This is a genomic window from Pseudomonas sp. B6(2017), assembly GCF_002112765.1.
Lineage (GTDB): Bacteria > Pseudomonadota > Gammaproteobacteria > Pseudomonadales > Pseudomonadaceae > Aquipseudomonas > Aquipseudomonas piscis.
The window spans coordinates 34,314-57,261 of sequence record NZ_NEIQ01000021.1 but is presented as its reverse complement, the minus strand read 5'-3'; the positions used below and the strand labels follow the sequence as shown (position 1 = coordinate 57,261).

The window sequence follows — 22,948 nt, the reverse complement described above, 5'->3', positions numbered from 1 at the left end:
TGTCCCGGGCCTTCCTGCACCATGGCCAGGCCAGCTTCGCCCAGGGGCGGCCCTACTTCACCACGCGCATCCTGGACATCAGCCAGGGCCACGACAGCGTCCCGGCCTATGACGTCATCGTCGCCACCAATGTGCTGCACGCCACCGGCGACATGCGCCGCACCCTGGGGCGGGTCCGCTCGCTGTTGCGCAATGGCGGCCTGCTGGCGTTGAACGAACTGAACCGCAAGACCTGCGCCGCTACCGTCACCTTCGGTTTGCTCGATGGCTGGTGGCTGTACGACGACCCGGCATTGCGCATCCCCGGTTCACCGTTGATCGCCGAGCGAACCTGGCTGCAGCTGCTGTGCAGCAGCGGTTTCGAACGGGCCCTGGCGCACATCCCGCCGGCCATCGACCTGGGACAGCAGATCATCACCGCCCATGGCGACGCCCTGGCGCGGCCAGTCGTCGCGCTGCAACAACCGGCCGCGCCCGCACCCGACAAGGAGTCCAGCGTGAACCTGCCACCTGCCAGCGCCACCACCCCCTGCACCGATGTTCCAGGCAGGTTGCGGCAACTGATCGTCCAGGCCCTGGCCAGGACCCTGAAGGCCGAAGAGCAGGGCATCGCCCTGAATACGCCATTCTCCGACTACGGCGTGGACTCGATCCTCGGCGTCGGGTTCCTCAAGCACCTGGGCAGCCAATTGGGAATCACGCTCAACAGCGCGATCCTGTTCGAGCAGGCCACGGTGGCCAAGTTGCAGGCCTACTTGCTGCAGGCCCATGGCGCGCCGATCGCCGCGGCCCTGGCCGGTAGCGCGGCCAGTGTCCAGGACCCGCCAGCGTCCCGGTTGCCGGGCAACCCGGTCGTGGTCGCCGCGCTGGCGGGTACGGTTCCCGGCGGCACCACGCAGGGCCGTCCGGGGCCGATCGCGGTGATCGGCATGGCCGGGCAGTTCCCCGGCGCCGACAACGTCGAGCAGCTATGGGCCAACCTGCTGGCCGGTTACGACAGCGTGCAGGAGCTGGGGCCGGACTATCTGCGGCCCGAGGCCTACAGCACGGATGGCCGGCCGGGCACCAGCCGTTGCAAGCGCGCCGGCATCCTCAAGGACCGCGATTGCTTCGATCCATTGTTCTTCAGCCTCACTCCCCATGAGGCGGAGTCGATGACGCCCCACCAGCGACTGGTGCTGCAAGAAAGCTGGAAGGCGCTGGAGGATGCCGGCTACGACCCTCGGACCCTGGCGGGCCAGGCAGTGAGCCTGTATGTCGGCGCCGAACCGGGGGGCTACCAGCACGACTCCTTTACCGGCGGATCCGAGGCCATCATCGCTTCGCGGCTGTCCTACTGCCTGGATCTCAGGGGACCGGCGATGGTGGTCAACACCGGCTGCTCGTCCTCGGCGGTGGCGATCCACCAAGCCTGCGAAAGCCTGCGCCACGGCGAAAGCCGCATGGCGCTGGCCGGCGGCGTATATGCGTTGCTGGACCAGCGCGGGCTGGTCAGCCTGTCGGCCATCGACATGCTCAGCCCCAGCGGCCAATGCCATGCGTTCGATGCGGCTGCCGATGGCACCGTGATCTCCGAGGGCGTGGCCATGGTGGTACTCAAGCGCCTGGAAGACGCCGAGGCCGACGGCGACCCGATCCATGGGGTCATCGAAGCGTCCGGGATCAATCAGGATGGCCTGAGCAACGGCATCACCGCGCCCAATGGCGAAGCGCAGGAGCAACTGTTGCGTGATACCTGGCACAAGTTCGCCATCGACCCGGAACAGATCAGCTATGTCGAGGCCCATGGCACCGGCACCCGGCTGGGAGACCCGGTGGAGGCCAACGCGCTGATCCGCGCCTTCCGCTCGTTCACCGAGGCCCGGGGCTATTGCGTGCTGGGCAGCGCCAAGGCCAACCTGGGCCACGCCGCGGCAGCGGCCGGAGTCATCGGCCTGGTCAAGGTCCTGCTGTCGATCCGCCAGCGCACGTTGCCGGCGATGCCCGGTTTCACCTGCCTGAATCCACTGATCGAACTGGAACATTCGCCGTTCTACATCAACCGCCAGGCTCAGGACTGGCAAGCCAGCGGTGGCACTCGCTTGCTCGCCGCGCTCAATTCCTTCGGCCATAGCGGCACCAACGCCCACCTGGTGGTCGGCGAATATCAAGGGCAGCCGCTAGATGCCCCGGGCCAGGCGCCGGAAACTGTCGGCCGGCTCGTGCCACTCTCGGCCAAGACCCTCGATAGCCTGCGTGACAACGCCAGGGCCCTGGGGCAGTGGCTGGAGCACAACGACGTGCCGCTCCAACACCTGGCCTTCACCTTGCAAACCGCCCGGGAACCCATGCCCGTGAGGGCGCTGGTGGTCGCCGAGGATGCCGGGCAATTACGCGCGCGGCTGCTGCGCCTGGCCGACGGCGAAACACCGGAGCTCAGCGGCGACCACGACCCCCTGGCCAGCCAGTGGCTGGCCGGAGCGCAGGTCGATTGGGCGGGGTTGTGGCCGGCCGGTTCGGCCAGGCGCATTCACCTGCCGACCTATCAATTCGCCAAGGAGCGCTACTGGATCGAGCAGGTGCCCGTGTCTGCCGCCGAGCCGGCCCGGTCGTCGACGCCCGAGCTTGCGCCGGCGACCGGGCTGTTCCTTGCTCGCCCGGTGTGGCAGGAACCCCTGGGCACGAGCCTCGATGCCGGGGCCGGGAGCCATCGGCGCTTGCTGTTGTGGGTCGGCTTCGACCCGGCACAACTGGCGCAGTTGCAGGAGCTGGCCCGCGTTGGCGGTGCCGGGGTCCAGGCGCAAGTGCTGGCCTGCGACAAGAGCACTCCGGGAGCCTGCTACCAACAGCTGGCCGTTGCTTTGTTGCGGTGCGTGCAAGGGTTGAAGGAGCGGGTCCAGATAGAGCTGATGATCGCCGAACGGACCCCGGAACAGGGGCTTTACGCAGGCCTGGAGGGGCTGTTGAAAACGGCCTGCCTGGAGCAGCCATTGCTTAGCGCCAGGTGCCTGCTGCTGCGGGTGGACGCCGGCCAACCACTGCCGGCGGCGCAGTTGGCGCGCTTGACCAGCCTGTGGGGGGAGCGCCGCCAGCGCGCCAGCTCGGTGCTGCAACGGATTGCAGCGCAGGGCGAGCACCAGGAACTGCAATGGCAGGAACTGGCGGACGACGGTGCTGCCAATCGCGGCGGCGTGCATGTGCCCTGGAAGGATCGCGGGGTCTACTTGATCACTGGCGGTGCCGGTGGCCTGGGGCTGATCTTCGCCCGGGCGATTGCCGAGCAATGCCGCGAGACCACCTTGATCCTGGTCGGGCGCTCGACCCTGGACGAGGCGCGCCAGGCGCAGTTGCAGGCCATTGGCCGGCTGGGCGCCACGGTGGTCTACCAGGCGCTGGACCTGACCGATGCCCAGGCCCTGGAGCGCCTGGTCGGAAGGATTCGCGCCGACCACGGCGGGCTCGATGGGGTACTGCATGCCGCCGGGATCAACCGGGACCGCTTGCTGGCCCAGAAAACACCCCAGGACCTGGTCGAGGTATTCGCCGCCAAGGTATTGGGCACGGAACTGCTCGACCATGCCTGCCGCCAGCTGTATCTGGATTTCTTCGTGTTGTTCTCGTCCTGTTCCGCGGTGCTCGGCAGCATCGGCCAGGCCGACTACGCCGCTGCCAACGGCTTCATCGACCATTTCGCCGCGTGGCGTAACCAGCGGGTCGAGCAGGGTTTGCGTTTCGGCCAGACCCTGGCGCTCGCCTATCCGTTGTGGCGCGACGGTGGCATGCGCATCAGCGCCGCTGACCAGGCGCATATTCGCCAGCACAGCGGCATGGTGCCCATGCAGTCGTTGCAGGGGATCCAGGCCTTGCAGCTGGGCTTGGGCGCGGGCCTTGAACGGCTGCTGGTGATCGAGGGCGACCTGGCGCGCATTCGCGGGCACTTCGCCGCCACCGAACCTGGGGTAAGCGAGCCGGAGCAGGGCTCGATGGCACCCGCTGGCGACTCCACGCAGCTCGACGAAGCGATCCTGGACCGGCTCAAGGCGGTGTTCTGCGCTGTCACCAAGTTACCGGCCAGTCGGGTCGAAACCCTGGCACCGCTGGAGCGATACGGCATCGACTCGATCATGATCATCCGGCTCAACCGGGCGCTGGAGGAGGTGTTCTCGACGCTGACCCAGTTGCCCCCGGCGGAGCGCCTGCTGTCCAAGACGCTGTTTTTCGAATACCCCAACCTGCAGGCGCTGGCCGCCTACCTGGTGGCCGAGCACCCACGCGCTTGCCTGCTGTGGAGCGGCCTGGGCGCCCAGCCGGCCGGCCAGGCGCCTGCCCAGGCGGCAGCGCCAGCCGCGCCGCTGGACACCGTCGAGCCCATCGCCATCATCGGTATCAGCGGTCGCTACCCCCAGGCGGCCAACCTCGAACAATACTGGGAGAACCTCAAGGCCGGGTGCGACAGCATCACCGAGATCCCCGCGCAGCGCTGGCCACTCGAGGACTTCTATGTCGACTCGGTCGCCGAGGCCCTGAAGCTGGGCCGCAGCTACAGCAAGTGGGGCGGGTTCATCGACGGCTTCGCCGAGTTCGACCCGCTGTTCTTCAATATCTCGCCGCGCGAGGCGCTGAACATGGACCCGCAGGAACGGCTGTTCCTGCAGTCCTGCTGGCAAACCCTGGAAGACGCCGGGATCACCCGGGCCGACCTGGCCAGGCAGTACCAGGGCAAGGTCGGGGTCTTCGCCGGGATCACCAAGACCGGTTATGGCCTCTATGGTCCCGAGTTGCGTGCCCGGGGCCAGCTGATCTTTCCCCGTACCTCGTTCAGTTCCACTGCCAACCGGGTGTCCTATGTGCTGGATCTCAACGGCCCGAGCGAACCGGTGGACACCATGTGCTCGTCGTCGCTGAGCGCTCTGCACCGGGCCTGCCAGAGCCTGCGTCGCGGTGAATGCCGGATGGCCCTGGCCGGTGGTGTCAACCTGTACCTGCACCCGTCCAACTACGTCGAGCTCAGCGCCGGGCAGATGCTCTCCAGGGACGGCCGCTGCCGCAGCTTCGGCGAGGGCGGCAATGGCTTCGTGCCGGGCGAGGGGGTCGGCACGGTGCTGCTCAAGCCCTTGTCCCAGGCCCTGGCCGATCGCGACAACATCCACGGGTTGATCCGCGCCGTGGCGGTCAACCACGGCGGCAAGACCAACGGCTACACCGTGCCCAACCCCCAGGCCCAGGCCCGGGTGATCCGCCAGGCCATCGCAGAGGCCGGGCTCGATGCCCGCCAGATCAGCTATATCGAAGCCCATGGCACCGGCACCGAGCTGGGCGACCCGATCGAGGTGAGCGGCCTGGTCCAGGCCTTCGCCCCCGATGGCGTGGAGCCTGGCCGCTGCGCCCTGGGTTCGGTGAAAGCCAACATCGGTCACCTGGAAGGTGCCGCCGGCATCGCCGGGTTGAGCAAGGTGCTCCTGCAGTTCAAGCACAAGCAATTGGTACCGAGCCTGCACGCGGCGACGCTCAATCCCAACCTGCACCTGGAAACCACGCCGTTCCACCTGCAGCAGCGGCTCGCCGACTGGCAGCCGGCCGATGGCGGGCGGCGTATCGCCGGGGTCTCGTCCTTCGGGGCCGGAGGCGCCAATGCCCATGTGCTGCTGCAGGAGCATGCCGAGTACCGCGAGCTGCCCAGCGCTGGGGCGGTCGAGGTGATCCTGCTCTCGGCCCGGGACCCGGAGCGCCTGCGCGACTATGCACAGGCGCTGCTGGCCTACCTGGAGGCCCGTCCGGCGCTGGCGGGCGGCGAACTGGCGAACCTGGCGTACACCTTGCAGCAGGGGCGGGAAACGATGGCCGTGCGACTTGGCCTGATCGTCGATTCGCCTGCGGCGCTGACCATGGCCTTGCGCGCCTTCATCGACGACGGCGCGGCCCCGCCGGGGGCATATGGCGCCGACCTGCGCGGCAAGCGCGCGGCCGCCGAGCTCCCGGCCGAGCTTGGTGATGCCCCGGGCGCGCCCCTGGCGCAATCCTTGCTGGCGGCCTGGACCCGTGGCGAGGCCGTCGACTGGTCGCAGTTGCAGGTCGGGCGTGAAGGGTCGCCGCCGTATCGGATCAGCCTGCCGGTCTATCCCTTCGCCCGGGAGTCCTACTGGCTGCCGAGCCTGGAGCCGGTGCCCGGCGCCGAGGCCGCAACGGCGCCCAGCGGATTGCCGCTAGCGACCAGCATTGACCACCTGAGCTACCTGGCCCGCTGGCAGGCCGATGACCAGGACGATCAGGCGCAGATTGCCGAGCGGGCGATTGCCGGGCACCGCTGCGTGCTGATCGTCGCCGATGCCAGCAACCGGCCCATGGTCGAAGCACTTGCCGCCCAGTACCTGCTCGGCGCCGGCTTCGCCACCGACGGTGGCCGGGTGATTCGCCTGGAACCCGGCCAGCGCACGACCTGCCTGGCCCCGGACCACTGGGAACTGGACGTGGACGATCCGCAAGCACTGGAGCAGTGCCCGGGTACCCAGGCGCCCATCGACTGCCTGTACTTTTTCGGCGGCCATGCCGAGCCCAGCCACTGGCAGGCGCAACTGGACAGTCCGAAGGCCAACGAGATCCTCCTGTTGCGCCTGGGAAAATGGCTCAAGCAACACAGCCCTTGCCCGTCCATCGACAGCTACATCATCAGCCAGGACAACTTCGCCATCGGCACCGGGTCGGTGAACGTCGTGGGCGGCGGGCTGACGGGCATGGCCTATGCCATGGCCCAGGGCGAGCATCGGTTTCGCGTGCGCAACCTGGATGTCGATCATCGCGAGTTGCTCGATTCCCGGAGCCGGTCGCGCTTGCTGCGCCAGATCCAGGGCGAGGCCGGGCTGGCCCGGGGCGAGGTGGTGGGGTTGCGCGATGGCGTGCGTTATCGCCAGCGCATCTTCAACCTGGGCTGGCAACCCCAGGGGCAACCGGCCGACGGCCACTTCAGCACGCCGGCGCTCAAGCGAGGCGGGGTCTATGTGATTCTCGGCGGCGCTGGCACCGTGGGTTCGATCATCAGTCGCCATCTGCTGGCCGATTACCAGGCCCGGGTGATCTGGCTCGGGCGCCGCGCCGTGGACGATCCCCGGGTGCAAAGCCGGCTTGCCCACTGCCGGCAGCAGGTTCCCGGCCTGGCCGCGCCGGCGCAGTTGCACTACCTGCAAGCCGACACCAACGATCCGACAGCGCTGCACGGCGCCGTGGCTGAGATCAAGCAGCGCTACGGGGCGATCAATGGAGCGATCTTCTCCGCGGTGGTGTTCAGCCATGAAGATCCACTGACGCGTATCCCCGAGCCGCAGTTCGAGGCGATCCTGGCAGTGAAGAGCCGGGGCGCCATCGAGTTCTACCGGGCGCTGGCCGATGAGCCGCTGGACTTCATGTGCTACTTCTCGTCCGGGCAGAGCTTTGCCTTTTCCGGCGCTGCGCGCCTGGGCGCCTATGCCGCCGGCATCACCTTCGGCGATGCCCTGGTGCGCAGCCTGGGACAGCAGGCCGGGTTCCCGGTGGGGGCTATCCACTGGGGGTTCTGGCTGGCTTCCCTGGCCGAGCAACAGGAGGCCGATCCGGCGGCGCAACCCATGAGTCGCCACGCCGCGGCCCTGGAGGACCGCGAGGGCTTCCTGTGTTTCGCCCGCTTCATCGACGCCCTGAGCCGTGGCCAGCTGGAGCAGGTACTGTGCATGGCGGCTTCGGCGCCGGTCCGCCAATTGATGCAGTTGCAACCCGCACGGGTGGTCCTTGGCCAGGATGCGGCACCGGGGAGCGAGATTGGCTTGGAGCCCTATCGCCTGGCTGCCCGGCCGTTGCTTGCGGCCCACGACCCGTTGCCCTTCGATGCCGCCCTGGCGGCCATGACATTGGCCCAATTGCGCCGCCTGGGCGTGTTCTTGCAGCCGGGACAGTTCGATGAGTGCGATGCCCTGCGCCAGTTCGCGGGTATCGGCGAGCACTATGGCCGCTGGTGGACCACCAGCCTGCAGTGGTTGCAGCAGCATGGGCTGATCGAACAGCGGGGGAGCCAGGCCGCCCTGGCTGCCCAGGCGCCCGTGGAACAGCTGGAGCAATCCTGGGACCGGCTCAGGGACTCGTTGCTCGCCGAGCCCCAGCGCAAGGCCCAGGTGCAGTTGGTGGACGCTTGCCTGCGGCAGTTGCCGGCGATACTCGCCGGTCGCACCCAGGCCACCGATGTGCTGTTTCCCAACGGTTCGATGAGCAAGGTCGAGGGGGTATACCGCGACAACGCCATGTCCGACTACTTCAACCAGGTGGTGGCCGCAGTGGTGCGACAGCATCTGGAAATGCTGCCTGCCAGCACAGCGCAGCGACCGCTGCGGATCCTCGAGATCGGCGCCGGCACCGGGGGCACCAGTTCCATCGTGCTGCCGGCGCTGCAACCCTGGCGCGAGCGCATCGCCGAGTACTGCTACACCGACATTTCCCAAGCGTTCTTGCTGTACGCCAGGAAAACCTATGGCCCGGACCATCCCTTCCTCAGCTACCAGGTGTGGAACGTCGAGCAGCCGCCACACACCCAGGGGCTGGAGGAGGGCGGCTATGACATCGTCATCGCCGCCAATGTGTTGCACGCCACCAGCAACATCCGCCGGACCGTGGCCCATGCCGCGTCCTTGCTGCGCGGCGGTGGGATCCTGGTGCTGAACGAAATCAGCCAGCAATCGCTGTTCTCCCACCTGACCTTCGGCCTGCTCAAGGGCTGGTGGCTGTACGAAGATCCGCAGTTGCGCATTCCCGGTACTCCGGCGCTGGCCCCGCAGAGCTGGGCCAACGTGCTGGGCGAGAGCGGTTTCGACCAGGTGCTGTTCCCCGCACAGTGCGCCCATGAGCTGGGCCAGCAGGTGATAGTCGGGCGCCGTGACCAGACTCGACAGCATCCGCAGGCCCTGCCCAATGCCGCGCCGCGCGCGATCCCGCCCGCGACAGCGCCTGTCACCACCGCGACCACCGAGGGCGCGCGCACGGCGCTCACCGCCCTGGCCCTGGAGGGCCTGGCCAAGGCCCTGCAACTGGAGCCCGGGCGTATCCAGGTGGACCAGCCGTTCGCCGACTACGGTATCGACTCGATCCTCGGCGTGAGCTTCGTCAGCCACATCGGCGACGCCCTGGGCCTGGAACTGAACACGGCGCTGTTGTTCGACTACCCATCGCTGCAAGCCCTGGTGGACTACCTGCTGGAGCATCACCCGAAGCAATGCGCCCGCCTGGACGCAAGCCCGGAGCAGGCCATGGTGGCGCCGCCAGGCGCATCCGTAGAGCACCTGGAGGCGGCGTTTCTCAACGGTGAACTGGCAATCGATGAATTGCTGAAAATCGTCAACGACAGCGTTGCGGCCAACCAGGGCATCGCGCAGGCAGCGGTGGGGAAGGGACAATCATGAGCAGCCAAGCATTTCAATCCATCATCGCCCGGCTGCAACAGCGCCAGATCAGTGCCGACGAGGCCGGGCAACTGCTGCGGCGGCTCAAGGCCGATGGCCAGGGCGTGGTCCAGGAGGGTCTCGGAGAGCGGCCGGCGGTTGCCGAGCAAATCGCGGTGATCGGCATGGCCGGGCAATTTCCCGGCGCGGCCGACGTCGAGCGTTTCTGGCACAACCTCAGCACCGGCGTCGACGGCGTGGGCGAACTGGGTGAGCGCTACCTGGACCAGCGACGGGCCTTTTCGGCCGAGCGCCAAAGCGGCAAGACCTATTGCAAGTGGGGTGGGGTCCTGGAACAGCGGGACGACTTCGACCCGCTGTTCTTCAATATTTCCCCCCGCGATGCCGAGTCGATGAATCCGCACCAGAGGCTGGTGCTCCAGGAGAGCTGGAAGGCCCTGGAAGATGCCGGCTACAACCCCAAGGGCTTGCGTGACCAGGCCGTGGGGATCTTCGTCGGTGCCGAGCCGGCGGGTTATTTCCACGAGACCTTCATCGGCGCCTCCGACGCGATCATCGCTTCGCGGCTGTCTTACTACCTGGATTTCAAGGGGCCGGCGCTGGTGGTCAATACCGGTTGTTCGTCCTCGGCCACGGCGATCCACCTGGCCTGCGAAAGCTTGCGCAACGGGGAGTCGACGCTGGCCCTGGCCGGCGGTGTATTCGCCACCCTCGGCGAGCCCGGGCTGATCAGCCTCGCCCAGATGGACATGCTTTCGCCCACCGGGCGCTGCCATACCTTCGACCAGCGCAGCGACGGCATCGTCCTGTCCGAGGCGGTGGGCATGCTGGCGCTCAAGCGCCTGTCCGAGGCACTGGCCGATGGCGACCCGATCCACGGGGTGATCTGCGCCTCGGGAATGAACCAGGACGGCGCCAGCAACGGGATCACCGCGCCCAGCGGCCAGGCCCAGGAGCGGCTGATCGGCGAACTGTATCGGCGCCATGGCATCGACCCACGGCAGATCAGCTACGTCGAGGCCCATGGCACCGGCACGCCGCTGGGAGACCCGGTGGAGGTCAACGCGCTGGTGCGAGCGTTCCGCCAGTTCACCAGCGACACCGGTTATTGCGCGCTGGGCAGCGCCAAGGCGCACATCGGCCATGCCTCGGCGGCCGCCGGGGTGGTCAGCCTGATCAAGATCCTGTTGTCGATGAAACACCGGCAACTGCCGGGGCTGCTGCACTTCCAGCAGCTCAACCCGCGCATCGAGCTGGCGGGCTCGGCGTTCCATATCCATCGCGAGCCTCGGGAGTGGCCCGCCGACGGCCCGAGGATGGCCGCGCTCAATTCCTTCGGGCATAGCGGCACCAATGTGCACATGGTCATTCGCCAGGCGCCGCAAACCCTGGCTGCCCCCACCGAGGAGCCGGGCCAGCCCTGCCTGCTACCGTTGTCGGCGCGTACCGCCGATAGCCTCAGGCGCTATGCCCGGCGGCTGCGCCAGGCCTTGCTGGACCCGGACCTGCGCCTGGCGGACCTGGCCTATACCCTGCAAATCGGACGGCAGGCCCTGGCGCATCGATTGATGTTCCTGTGCGGCGACAAGGAGCAGTTGCGCCAGCAACTCAACCACTGGCTGGATCGCCGCGCCTGCCGGCATTGCTGGGACGGACAAGTCGTGAGCGGTGAACGCCGGGACATCCCGTTACCCGTCGCTGGCGATCCGGCGAGCCTGCAAGCACTGGCCGAAGCCTGGGTGGCCGGGGGCAGCCTCGACTGGGCTGCGTTCAATCGCCAGCACCACAGCACCGCGCGACGGATACACGCGCCGGTCTATCCTTTCGCCCGACAGAACTTCTGGATACCGCCAGCACAACGCGGCGCCGCGGCGGGCGAGGCCGGCGCCGGTATCGCGGCGCCCATGCATCCGTTCCTCGAACGCGACACTTCGGATCCGCAGCGGCAACGCTTCACCAGTCGATTCGATGGCCAGGAGTGGTTCCTGGCGCAGCATCAGGTTGCGGGGCAACGGATCTTTCCCGGGGTCGCTCACTTGGAAATGGCCCGGGCCGCCGTGGCCCTGGTCGCGACGGGACGACAACCGTCACTGAGCCAGGTGGTCTGGCTGCGGCCCCTGATCGTCGAGGACCGGCCACGGCAAGTGGAGATCGAACTCACGGCCGAGGACGATGGGCAACTGCGCTTCGAAATCAGCAGTCGCGAACTGGATCCGGCGACCGGCCAGGCGATGGGCCAAGCGCTGTTGCACAGCCAGGGCCTGGCCAACTTCGCCGCGCCCGCCGCGCCGCAGTCGGCCGACCTGGCGGCGTTCAAGGCACGCATGAACGGTGGCCAGCTTGGTGCCGGGCAGTGCTACCAGGCTTACCAGGCCATGACCTTCGATCACGGTCCGGCCTACCAGGGCTTGCAGAGGGTGTACCTGGGGCATGGCGAGGTGCTGGCGCAACTGGCGCTGCCCGCTTGCCAGCAGGCGAGCCTTGGCGACTATGTGCTGCACCCATCGCTGCTGGACTCGGCATTGCAGGCCGCCATTGCCTTGAGCCTCGGAGCCGATGTGGTGCTGGACGAGGAACAGCGGCAGCAGTTGCCGGCGTTGTCCCGGCCGACGCTGCCGTTCGCCCTGGAGGCCTTGCAGGTCCTGGACCGCTGCAGCGAACGGATGTGGGCCCGGGTGAGCTATGCCGAACGCCGCGGGGACCAGCAGGCCGAGACGGCCCTGCAGCGCCTGGACATCCAGTTGTTCGACGAGCAAGGCAAGCTGTGCGTGGCGCTGCGAGGGTTCACCTCCCGGGTACTGAACCCGGTGGACGAGCCGGTGGATGGCGCAACGGCGCTGCCACAGACCCTGTTGTTCCAGCCGCGCTGGCTTGATGAACCCGCGCCCGCGGCAGCCGCGCCGGAGTTCGAGCAGCGCCTGGTCCTGCTCAGCGGCTTCGAGCCGGAAAGCGCCGGCCAGGTCCAGCGGCAACTGGACGGGCAGGGCGTCGGGGGCCAATGCCGGGTGCTGGACTTCATCGAACAGGACTGCGCCCTGGACTATGAACGGACCGCCCTGGCGCTGTTGCAGCAAATCAGGGGGCTGCTCGGCGCAGGTGGCGGCCGGCGCCTGTTGCAATTGGCAGTACATGACCCCCAAGGCGAACGCCTGGTCGGCGGCCTGGCGGCGCTGCTGCGCAGCCTGCAACTGGAGGTGCCGGCGGTGCGTGCCCAACTGCTCGAACTGGACGAACCCCAGTGCCTGGCACAACGGTTGGCGGACAATGCGCCAGCGTCCGATATCGCGATCCGTTACCAGGGTGGCCGGCGCCAGGTCCTGCACTGGCTGCCTTGCCCCCCGATGGACCTGGCGATCGAGGCGCCGTGGCGGGATCGCGGGGTGTACTTGATCACTGGAGGCCTGGGCGGCCTGGGCCGGGTGTTCGCCCAGGCCATCGTCGCCAGCGTCAGCGACGCTGTGTTGATTCTCACCGGCCGTTCGCCAGCGACCGCCGATGCCACGGCCGGGATCGATCCGCGGCGCAACCGCATCGAGTACCGGCGACTGGACGTCAGCGACGAACCGGCGGTACGGCGCCTGGTGGCAGAGATCGTCGCCGAGCATCGGCATCTGGACGGCGTGCTGCACTGCGCCGGGGTGATCCAGGACAGCTTGCTGATCAACAAGCAGGACGAGCAGTTCAGGCAGGTGCTGGCGGCGAAGGTCGTCGGTACCCGTCACCTCGACCTGGCTACCGCCGACCTGGCGCTGGATTTCTGGATCGGTTTTTCCTCGGGAACCGGTGTGGTCGGCAATGTCGGCCAGGCGGACTACGCCGCAGCCAATGCCTTCGTCGATCGCTATGCGGCCTATCGCCAGCGGCTCGTCGCCCAGGGGCTGCGTCAAGGCCACAGCCTGGCGATCAACTGGCCACTGTGGAAGGACGGCGGCATGCGGGTGGATGCCGCCACCGCCCGGCAAATGCAGCAGGACACCGGCATGCTGGCGATGCCCAGCAACGCCGGGATCCATGCCTTGCGCCAGTGCGTTGCCCTGGCATTGCCCCAAGTGTTGGTCATGCACGGCCAGCCTGGGCCGATCATCCGGCTGGTGGCCGGCGCGCCACGGCCGGCAGCGCCGCCGCCCGGGTCCGCCGGCGTGGCGCCCCTGGCTCCCGGGCTGGGCCAGGCCTTGCAGCGGGCCTTGATCGAGCAGGTGTCCGCGCAGATGAAGATTCCCGCCAGCGATATCCGCACCGATGCCGAGTTCAGCCAGTACGGCTTCGATTCGATCAGCCTGACCACGCTGGCCAGCAGCCTGAAGCAGCAATGGCGGCTGAGCCTGGCGCCGACGATCTTCTTCGAACACGCCACCATTGGCCGCTTCGCCGCTTACCTGGAGCGTGAGCATCACGATGTGCTGGCTGCGCGGTTTGCGCCGCGGAGCGAGGCGCCCCAGGAACAAGCCCTTGAGCAACCGCAGCCGACAGTGACGCCACGGCCAGCCGCGCCACCGCCGGCCACGACGGCGGCAGGTGCGGCCCTGGATGACATCGCGATCATCGGGGTCAGCGGGTGTTTCCCCATGGCCGAGGACGTCGCTCAGTTTTGCCGCAACCTTCAAGATGGCCGCGATTGCATCAGCGAGGTGCCCGCCAGCCGTTGGGACTGGCGCGAGTATTACGGCGATCCGCACCGGGAACCGAACAAGACCAACGTCAAATGGGGCGGATTCATTCACGGTGTCGACCACTTCGACCCGCTGTTCTTCGCCATCTCGCCGCGTGAGGCGCAGTTGATGGACCCCCAGCAGCGGTTGCTGATGACCCATGTCTGGCTGGCTATCGAAGACGCCGGTTATGCCGCCAGGGACCTGGCCGGCAGCGATACCGGGATCTTCGTCGGCACCGGGGTGACCGGCTACAGCAGCCTGATCGCCAAGGCCGGGGTACCGGTGGAAGGCTACAGTGCCACGGCGATGGTGCCTTCGGTTGGCCCCAACCGCATGAGTTTCCTGCTGGATTTCCATGGCCCCAGCGAGCCGATCGAAACCGCCTGTTCCTCCTCGCTGGTGGCCATCCACCGCGCCGTGCAAGCCATTCGCAGCGGCGATTGCGCCATGGCGATCGCCGGCGGGGTCAATACCCTGGTCGCTCCCGAGGCCCAGATCAGCTTCAGCAAGGCCGGCATGCTGGCGCTCGACGGGCGCAGCAAGACCTTCTCGGCCCAGGCCAACGGTTATGCCCGGGGCGAGGGGGTGGGGATGATCGTGTTGAAAACCCGCGCCCAGGCCGAAGCCGATGGCGACCCGATCTACGCGCTGATCCGCGGTACCGCACAGAACCACGGCGGCAAGGCCAACTCGTTGACGGCGCCCAACCCCCGTGCCCAGGCCGAGCTGCTCAAGAGCACTTACCGCAAGGCCGGGGTCGATCCGCGCAGCATCGGCTACATCGAGGCCCACGGCACGGGGACCGAACTGGGGGACCCGATCGAGATCAATGGCCTGAAGATGGCGTTCCGCGAACTGGCCGATGAGCTGGGCGGCGAACAACCGGGCCAGGGTTACTGTGGGGTCGGTTCGGTGAAATCGAACATCGGCCACCTGGAACTGGCCGCCGGGATCGCCGGGGTGATCAAGGTGCTGTTGCAACTCAAGCACAAGACCCTGTTCAAGAGCCTGCACTGCGAGTCGCTCAACCCCTATATCGAACTCGATGGCAGCCCCTTCTACGTTGTCCAGCACAGCCGTCCCTGGGCCGCCTGCAAGGATCGAGACGGCAACGAGCTACCGCGCCGGGCAGGCATCAGCTCGTTCGGTTTCGGCGGCGCCAACGCCCATATCCTGCTGGAGGAATACCGCGCTCCGCAGCCGTTGCCCAGCGAGGCGTCGCCGGGCCCCAGGGCGTTCCTGCTCTCGGCCCGCACCGAAGACCAGCTGCGTGAGTCGGCGCGACGCCTGGCGCAGTTCATCGCCAGCGTCCCAAGCCAGGCCGCTGGAGATGTCCAGGGCTACCTCGACGCCCTGGCCTACACGCTGCAAGTCGGCCGTGAGCCGATGGCGCAGCGGCTGGCCTTGTTGAGCGACTCGCTGGCGGACCTGCAACGCCAGCTCGACACCTTCGTCGCCAGCGGCGAGGCGCCGTATCGCGGCCTGGCCACGGGCGACAACCCGGCGCTGGCGCTGTTCGGCCAGGATGACGACATGGCGGCCGCCTTGACGGCCTGGATCGCCAAGCGCAAGTACCACAAGCTACTGGAACTCTGGGTCCAGGGCCTGGCGCTCGACTGGCGCCAGTTCTACCGGGAAGGACGGCCGATGCGCCGCCTGAACGTGCCGGGCTACCCCTTTGCCGGCGAGCGCTACTGGGTCACCGATCTTGCTTGTACCCCAGGCAGCGGCCAGCCGGTCGCTGGCGCCTGGTTGCATCCACTGCTGGAGCGCAACACCTCGGATTTCTCCCGGCAGCGTTTCAGCAGTCGCTGGCGGGGCGACGAGCCCTGGTTCGCTGACCATCGGGTCGCGGGCCAGAGCACCATGCCCGGCGTGGCCTACCTGGAAATGGCCCGGGCGGCGATGGTCCGCGCGCTGGCCCCGCAAGTCCTGGATGGCGGCACGTTGCAACTGCGCAACGTGGCGTGGCTGGTGCCCTATGGGCCGATGCCACAAGCCGACGAGCTGCACGTGGAGTTGAACCTGGAGCAGGAGCGGATCGAATTTCGGATCTATTCCCAGGTCGGTGCCGTGGTGCAGGAGCATTGCCAGGGCAGCGCCCAGGTGGTCACGACGAGCCAGGCGCCCGCGCTGGACCTGGATCGACTGCGTGCGGACGGCTGGATGCGCAGCATCGAAGCCGACGAACTGTATACCCGCTTCGCCGCGCTGGGCATCGACTATGGCCCGAGCCATCGCGGGGTGTCGCGACTATGGCTGGGCGAGGGCCGGGTGCTGGCCCAACTGGAGTTGGCGCAACAGTGGTTCGAGGGCGATTGGCTACTGCATCCGGGCATGCTCGACTGCGCGGTCCAGGCGTCCATCGGCCTGCTGCAAGGCCCGGAAGGCGAGGGTGAGACACTGCTGCCTTTCGCCGTGGAACAGGTGCAAGTGCACGGTCGCTGCCAGCCACGGATGTGGGCCCTGGTCAGCCTGGACAAGCGCGCAGGTTCGGCCGTGCAACGGATCGAGATCCAGCTGTGCGATGCCCAGGGGCACGTCGCCGTGTCACTGCGCGGCTTCAGCTCGCGGCCGCTGGGCAAGGCGCGCGAACCGGTGGCAGCGCTGGCCGGCTCCCCAGCGCTGCCGGCAGGCCTGAGCCTGTTGGCACCACGCTGGTCGGCTTGCACCGCTCGACCAGGCCCGATACAGGCACTGCCGACCCTGGTCATGGGGGCATCCGAGGGACATCGCCAATGGCTGTCCGGCTTGTACCCCGGGCTCGAGTGCATCGCGGCGCAGTCCGGCGACATCGAGGAACTCGCTGCCCAGCTGGCCGCCTGCCGGCCATTCCAGCGCCTGGTCTGGGTGGCCCCGGCACAGCAGGCCACGCTGATGCTGTTTCGCTTGATCAAGGCACTGTTGCAGTCGCAGGTGGCGCAGCAGGCGCTGCAACTGCAGTTGGTCTTCAGCGCCAGCGTGACGTTGCATGCCGCTGAGCCCTTGCTGCCGGAACTGGCCGCCTGCCACGGCTTGGCCGGCTCTCTGGCCAAGGAGCAGGAACAGTGGCGGGTGGAACTGGTGGATCTGCCGTCGGATGACCAGGCATTGCCCCAAGCGCTGCTTGAGCCGCAAGTGCCGGGCCAGTGCCTGGCCTGGCGCGACGGGCAGTGGTTCGAGCAACGCCTGCTGCCCCTGGCCGACAGCCCGGAGCCGGGCGCCGGCACGGTGCATTACCGCGAGGGCGGGGTCTATGTGGTGATCGGGGGGGCCGGCGGAATCGGCGAGGCCTGGAGCCGCCATCTGATCAGCCACTGGCGGGCGCGGGTGGTCTGGCTCGGGCGGCGTGCGGCCGACCAGCGGATAGAGGACCAGCTCGAGCAATTGGCGCAACTGGCCCTGCAGCATGACGCGGCCCCACCCTTGTACCTGCAGGCCGATGCCACCGACCCGGAACAGTTGGTGCGGGCCAGTCGGCAGGTCGCCGAGGCCTGCGGGCCGATCAATGGCTGGGTGCACTCGGCACTGGTGCTGGACGATGCGCGCCTGGCGCAGATGGACGAGGCGAGATTTCGCGCGGTGTTCGATGCCAAGCGCCTGAGTTGCATCGCCCTGGCCGCGGCTTGCGGCGCGGCGGACAACCCGGCGTTGGACTTCGTACTGTTCTTTTCGTCGATGAATGCCTTCAGCCGTGCCGCCGGCCAGGGCAACTACGCCGCCGGTTGCGCCTTTGCCGACGCCTTCGCCGCGCAGCTCGGGCAACAGCTGGCCTGTGCGGTCAAGGTGATGAACTGGGGGTATTGGGGTTCCGTCGGGGTGGTGGCCGATCCGGCCTATCGGGCCCGCATGTCTGCCCAGGGCCTGGGCTCGATCGAACCGCCGGAGGGCATGGCGGCGCTCGATCGCCTGCTGGCCGGCCCCTTGGCGCAACTGGGCTTGATCAAGCTACTGCGGCCCATGGCGATCACCGGCATCGACAGCCAATGGCAGTTGGCGTGCTACCCGGCGCGGTCGGCGCTGGTTCGCGAATCGTGGTCGGAGGTGGCCCATGGCGCCGGCGCGGCACCGCAGCATCACGCGGCGGCCGGGGAGATGAACCGGCTGCTGCTGGCCCATATCTTCGCCTGCCTGGGCGAGTTGGCCGGCGGCGGGCCCCTGACCGAACAGCGGATAGCCGCCGCGCCGGCGGTGGCGGCCAACCTGCTGGCCCAGCCGTTCTACCGCCGCTGGTTGCGCGAGAGCCTGCGGCTACTGGTACAGAATGCCGATATCGACGAGCAGGGCCACCTGCTCTCGCCCCTGCCCGAGCCGACGGCGCTGCGCAGGCAATGGCAACAAGCCAGCCAGCCGTGGCGGGGCGATGCCGACTTGCAGGCGCAGTTGCACCTGGTGCAAGCCTGCATGGAAGCATTGCCGGCGATCCTGCGGGGTGAACAGGCCGCCACCGCGGTGATGTTTCCCGATGGCTCGATGAGCCTGGTGGAGGGCGTCTACCAGAACAACCGGATCTGCGACTATTTCAATGCGGTGCTGGGCCAGGTAGTGGCCGATGTCGTCCAGCGCCAGGCCGCCAGTGGCCAGGCATTGCGGATCCTGGAGATCGGCGCCGGCACCGGCGGTACCACCGCCACGTTGATCGAGGCGTTGCGGCCGTGGCAACAAGGCATCGAGGAGTACTGCTATAGCGATATTTCCCAGGCATTCCTGCGCCATGCCCAGGTCCATTTCGCGCCCCGGGCGCCTTATTTGCGCACGGCGATCTTCGATGTCGACAAACCCTGCGCCGAGCAAGGCATCGAACCGCAGCGCTATGACCTGGTCATCGCCACCAACGTATTGCATGCCACGGCCGACCTGCGGCGTACCTTGCAGAACGCCAAGAGCGCGCTGCGCCAGGGCGGCCTGCTGGTGCTCAACGAAATCAGCGACCGTTCGCTGTTCACCCATCTGACCTTCGGCTTGCTCGAAGGCTGGTGGCTGCACAACGATACGGCGTTGCGGATTCCCGGCTGCCCGGGCCTGTATCCCGAGCGTTGGCGGCACTTGCTGCAGGCCCAGGGCTTCGAGCGCATCGCCTTCCCCGCTGCGCCAAGCCATGGCCTGGGCCAGCAGATCATCGTCGCGGCCAGCGATGGCGTGGCCTGCCTGCCGGTCGCGGTCGAGTGGGCGCCAGCCGTGGTCGCGGCGCCGGTGGCCGCCGACACCGAGCCCATGGCCAGCGACGATCAACTGCTGGCCGGGCAGTGCCGGCAATGGGTCACGCAGGTGGTGTCGCAGTTGGTCAACATGGCGCCCGAACGCCTGCAGCGGGACATGGCCTTCGATCGCTATGGTATCGACTCGATCCTGCAGATCAGCCTGATCCAGGCCCTGGAGAAAAGTACCGGTGAGCTGTCGCGCACTCTTCTGTTCGAACACAACACCATCGACCAATTGGCCAGCTACCTGATGGCCGAACATCGACCGGCGCTGGCCGCGCGCTTCGCGGCGGCGCTAACCGCGGCCACGCCGCCGATGACAGCGCCCGCGGCGCCGACGGTACGCGCGCCCCTGGCCAGTCGGCTACGAGGCCCGGTGGCCGGCGCGCAACTTGCGGGTCCTGCTGAGCCTGAGGTTCACGGACGCGATATCGCCATTATCGGGGTGGGCGGCCGTTATCCACTGGCAACCGACCTGGAGGCGTTCTGGGACAACCTGCGCAACGGGCGCAATTGCGTCAGCGCGGCCGAGGGCCAGCGCTGGCCAACCCCTGATGGCCAAGTACAAGGCCATTACGGCGGCTTCCTGGAACAGGTCACGGCCTTCGACCACCAGGCATTCGGCATCGACGAAGCCCAGGCGCGACATTTTTCGCCGCCGCTGCGCCAGATGCTCGAAGTGGCCTGGCTGACCTTCGAGAACGCCGGCTACAACCGCGATGCCCTGATGCGCTTGCAGCAGGAGGCTGGAGCAGCCGTGGGGGTCTTCATCGGCTCGATGTACAACCAGCCGGCGGCGGGCCAGGAGAGTGACGAGCTCGCCGCGATCGCCGCCAATGTCACCGACTGGCAACTGCCTAACCGGATTTCCCATCACTTCGATCTCAAGGGGCCGAGCCTGGCGGTCAATACCGCCTGCGCCAGCTCGATGTCGGCGATCCACCTGGCCTGCCAGAGCATCCTGCAGGGCGAGTGCGCGATGGCGTTGGCCGGCGGCGTCAACCTGATCCTCGATCCGTCGCGCTACCAGACCCTCAAGCAGGCCAATCTGCTTGGCACCTCGACGCTCAGCCGTGGCTTCGGCCTGAGCGACGGCATGTTGCCAGGCGAGGGCGCCGGCGCCGTGCTGCTCAAGCCGCTGGCGACGGCGCTGGCCGATGGCGAACGGATCCTCGGGGTGATCAAGGGCTCGGCCCTGAACCATGGCGGCGGCAAGCTGCAATATTCGGCACCCAATACTCGCCAGCAGACCAGCGTGATCACCGAGGCCTTGCGCCGCTCGGGCCTGCAACCGGCGCAAATCGACTATATCGAAGCGGCGGCCAATGGCTCCGAGCTTGGCGATCCGATCGAAGTGGCGGCGTTGAAAAAGGTCTTTGGCGAACTGCCTCCCGGCAGTTGCGCCCTGGGCACGGTGAAATCCAACATCGGTCATCTCGAGGCGGCGTCGGGCATCTCCCAACTGACCAAGGTGCTGCTGCAACTGCAACATCGACAATGGGCACCGACCATCAACGCCGAGCCGCTGAATCCGCATATCCGCCTGGAAGGCAGCCCATTGCGCCTGCAGCTCGAGGGCGGGCCCTGGGAGCCGGGGGCGAACGGCCAGCCACGGCGCTGCCTGATCAACTCCTTCGGCGCCGGCGGTGCCTACGCCAGCCTGGTGGTGGAGGAATACCGGGACGCCCGGGCGCAGCGCGAGAGGACAGTGGGCGAGCAATTGTTGATCATCGCCGCAGCCAGCCGCACGAGCCTGATGCTCTACCTGCACAAGCTCCAGGCGCTGGTAGAGGAACATCCGACTATCGAAATTGCAGATCTGGCCTACAGTTTAGCCCTGCGCGAACACCGCCTGGCCCACCGGGCCGCGCTGGTGGTCCAGGATCGGGCGCAACTGCTGGCCGGACTCGAGTCGTTGCGGGCCGGCCTGCCCACAGGTGATTGCTGGCTTTCGGCGAGCACGGGCATCGAGGCTGGCGAGCCGCCGCTCGCTGCGGGTTCGCTGAGGCAAGCAGCCGCAGCCTGGTGCCGTGGCGCCGGGTTGGACATCCCGGCGCGGTATCCCCGGGGCGGCAATCGCATCGCGCTGCCCGGCTATGCGTTCGAGCATCCGCTACCTGCATCGGAGCCTGTCACGACCTCTTCGGCGTTGTTCTCCGGCGAGCTGTACCGGCGCATCAGCGGTGGCGAAATGGACATTGCGCAATTTACCCAACTGCTCACCCGCTCAACCAGCGAACAGGGAATGTTATGAGCCAGACCCAGGACACACCCACAGCGATCCAAGGAGATACCGGCGCAGTCCACGGCGCGGGCCGGCACGCCCAGTCGTTGGCGGCCAATCTGAAGCTCAAGGACGGCTTCCCGGTCATGCCGGGCAAGCTCCCCTTGCTGGGCCATGTCCACCGGATCGGCAAGGACGCCCTCGGCGAACTGCGCCAGGCCGAGGCTGCATGCGGACCGATCTTCTGGACCTACTTCGGTAGCCAGTTGCCGGTGCTGCAGATCACCGACGAGGCGGGCCTGGCGATCCTGCAGAACAAGTACACCGACAACTCCTACCTGCGCGAGCAAATGCCGGTGATCACCGGTGAGGCGATGAACGCCTTCGATGGCCCGCGCCATCGCAATGCGCGCAAGGCCAGCACCGACGCCTTCACCCCCAGGGGGCTGAGCCGGGCCCAGGTCGGCGAAGCCATAGTGCAGACCATCGAGCGGCGCGTCAGCCGCTGGTGCCGGGAAAACAAACTGGCGATCTTCCCGCAGACCAAGGACATCGCCCTGGAGGTGGTGTTCCGTATCCTGGGGATCCAGACCCAGGAGCTGGAGCTGTGGCGCCATCAATACGAAGAGTTCTTCCTCGGCATGATCCCGTTGAAGATCAACCTGCCCGGTTTCCCGGCCTGGCGCTGCCGCAAGGCGCGGCGCTGGCTGGAGCAACGGGTGGCGCAGATCGTCGCCGACACCCGGGCCAGGAATGATCACGACAGCCTGGTAGGGGCGATGATCTTCGGACGCGATGACCACGGCAATGGCATGTCCGAGGTCGAATTGGTGCACAACATCCTCGGCCTGGGCTTCGCCGGTTCCGAGACCACCGCGGCGGTGATGGCCTGGTCGGTACTGCAGCTGTCGCAACATCCCGGGGTCTGGCAACAGCTGTGCGAGCAGGTCGCCCGGCTGCCGAGCATGCCCGTGACCCACGAGGAGCTGGCCAGCCAGGTGCCGCTGGCCGAGGGGATATTCCGTGAAACCATGCGCTTGTATCCACCGGCGCCCTTCGAGATGCGCAAGGTGCACACCAGCTTCGAGCTGATGGGGCACACCATCCCCGCCGGAGTGATGGCCGGGGTCAGCCTGCTGCACGTGTCGCGTAATCCAGAGCGCTACCCGGACCCGGACAGCTGGCGGCCGGAGCGCTGGCTGGGCCTGGACCGTGCCTTGAACCAGGTGGAAACCTGCCAGTTCGGGGGCGGGCCCCACGCCTGCCTCGGGCGTCATGTCGCAGCGCTGGAAATCACCCTGTTCATCGCCATGCTGGCCAGGGAGCTGGGACCCAGGGGCATCGTGCCGCGCCTGGTGGGCAAGTTGCCGCCGCCGGCCTACCTGCCATTCCTGCGCCCTTCGAACAAGGCCCTGCTCGACTTCAGTGGCGCATGAACGCGCGGGGCACAGCGTACTTCTGGCTCATGCAGGCACTACCGCAACCAAGGATTGGAGA

The 22,948-nt window shown here is 67.6% G+C and carries 3 protein-coding genes (1 of these 3 running past the window's edge); all 3 read left to right on the top strand.

The genetic code is table 11. The annotated features are described in order from the left end of the window. Tightly spaced (each overlapping or abutting the next), the 3 genes in view from CAG11_RS28255 to CAG11_RS28245 form a layout consistent with a single transcriptional unit that may run on beyond the window. Window positions 1–9,395: the 3' portion of an SDR family NAD(P)-dependent oxidoreductase gene (locus CAG11_RS28255; RefSeq protein ID WP_085599364.1), read on the top strand. 5,395 nt of this gene lie to the left of the window's left edge; the window shows 9,395 of its 14,790 coding nt (coding positions 5,396–14,790); its start codon lies beyond the left edge, outside the window; its stop codon occupies window positions 9,393–9,395. After that, window positions 9,392–21,481 carry an SDR family NAD(P)-dependent oxidoreductase gene (locus CAG11_RS28250; RefSeq protein WP_085599362.1) on the top strand — a complete coding sequence of 4,030 codons (12,090 nt, stop codon included), beginning with the start codon at window positions 9,392–9,394 and terminating at the stop codon, window positions 21,479–21,481. The genes CAG11_RS28255 and CAG11_RS28250 overlap by 4 nt, the downstream gene beginning before the upstream one ends. Next, entirely contained in the window at window positions 21,478–22,887 is a 1,410-nt protein-coding gene (locus CAG11_RS28245; RefSeq protein WP_085599360.1) for a cytochrome P450, read from the top strand. Before CAG11_RS28250 ends, CAG11_RS28245 begins: the two co-directional genes overlap by 4 nt. Window positions 22,888–22,948: the final 61 nt, after the last annotated feature.

Bases quoted from the DNA above. Each gene is read 5' to 3' on its own strand.
- CAG11_RS28250 (WP_085599362.1), top strand. From the start codon at position 9,392: ATGAGCAGCCAAGCATTTCAATCCATCATCGCCCGGCTGCAACAGCGC.
- CAG11_RS28245 (WP_085599360.1), top strand. From the start codon at position 21,478: ATGAGCCAGACCCAGGACACACCCACAGCGATCCAAGGAGATACCGGC.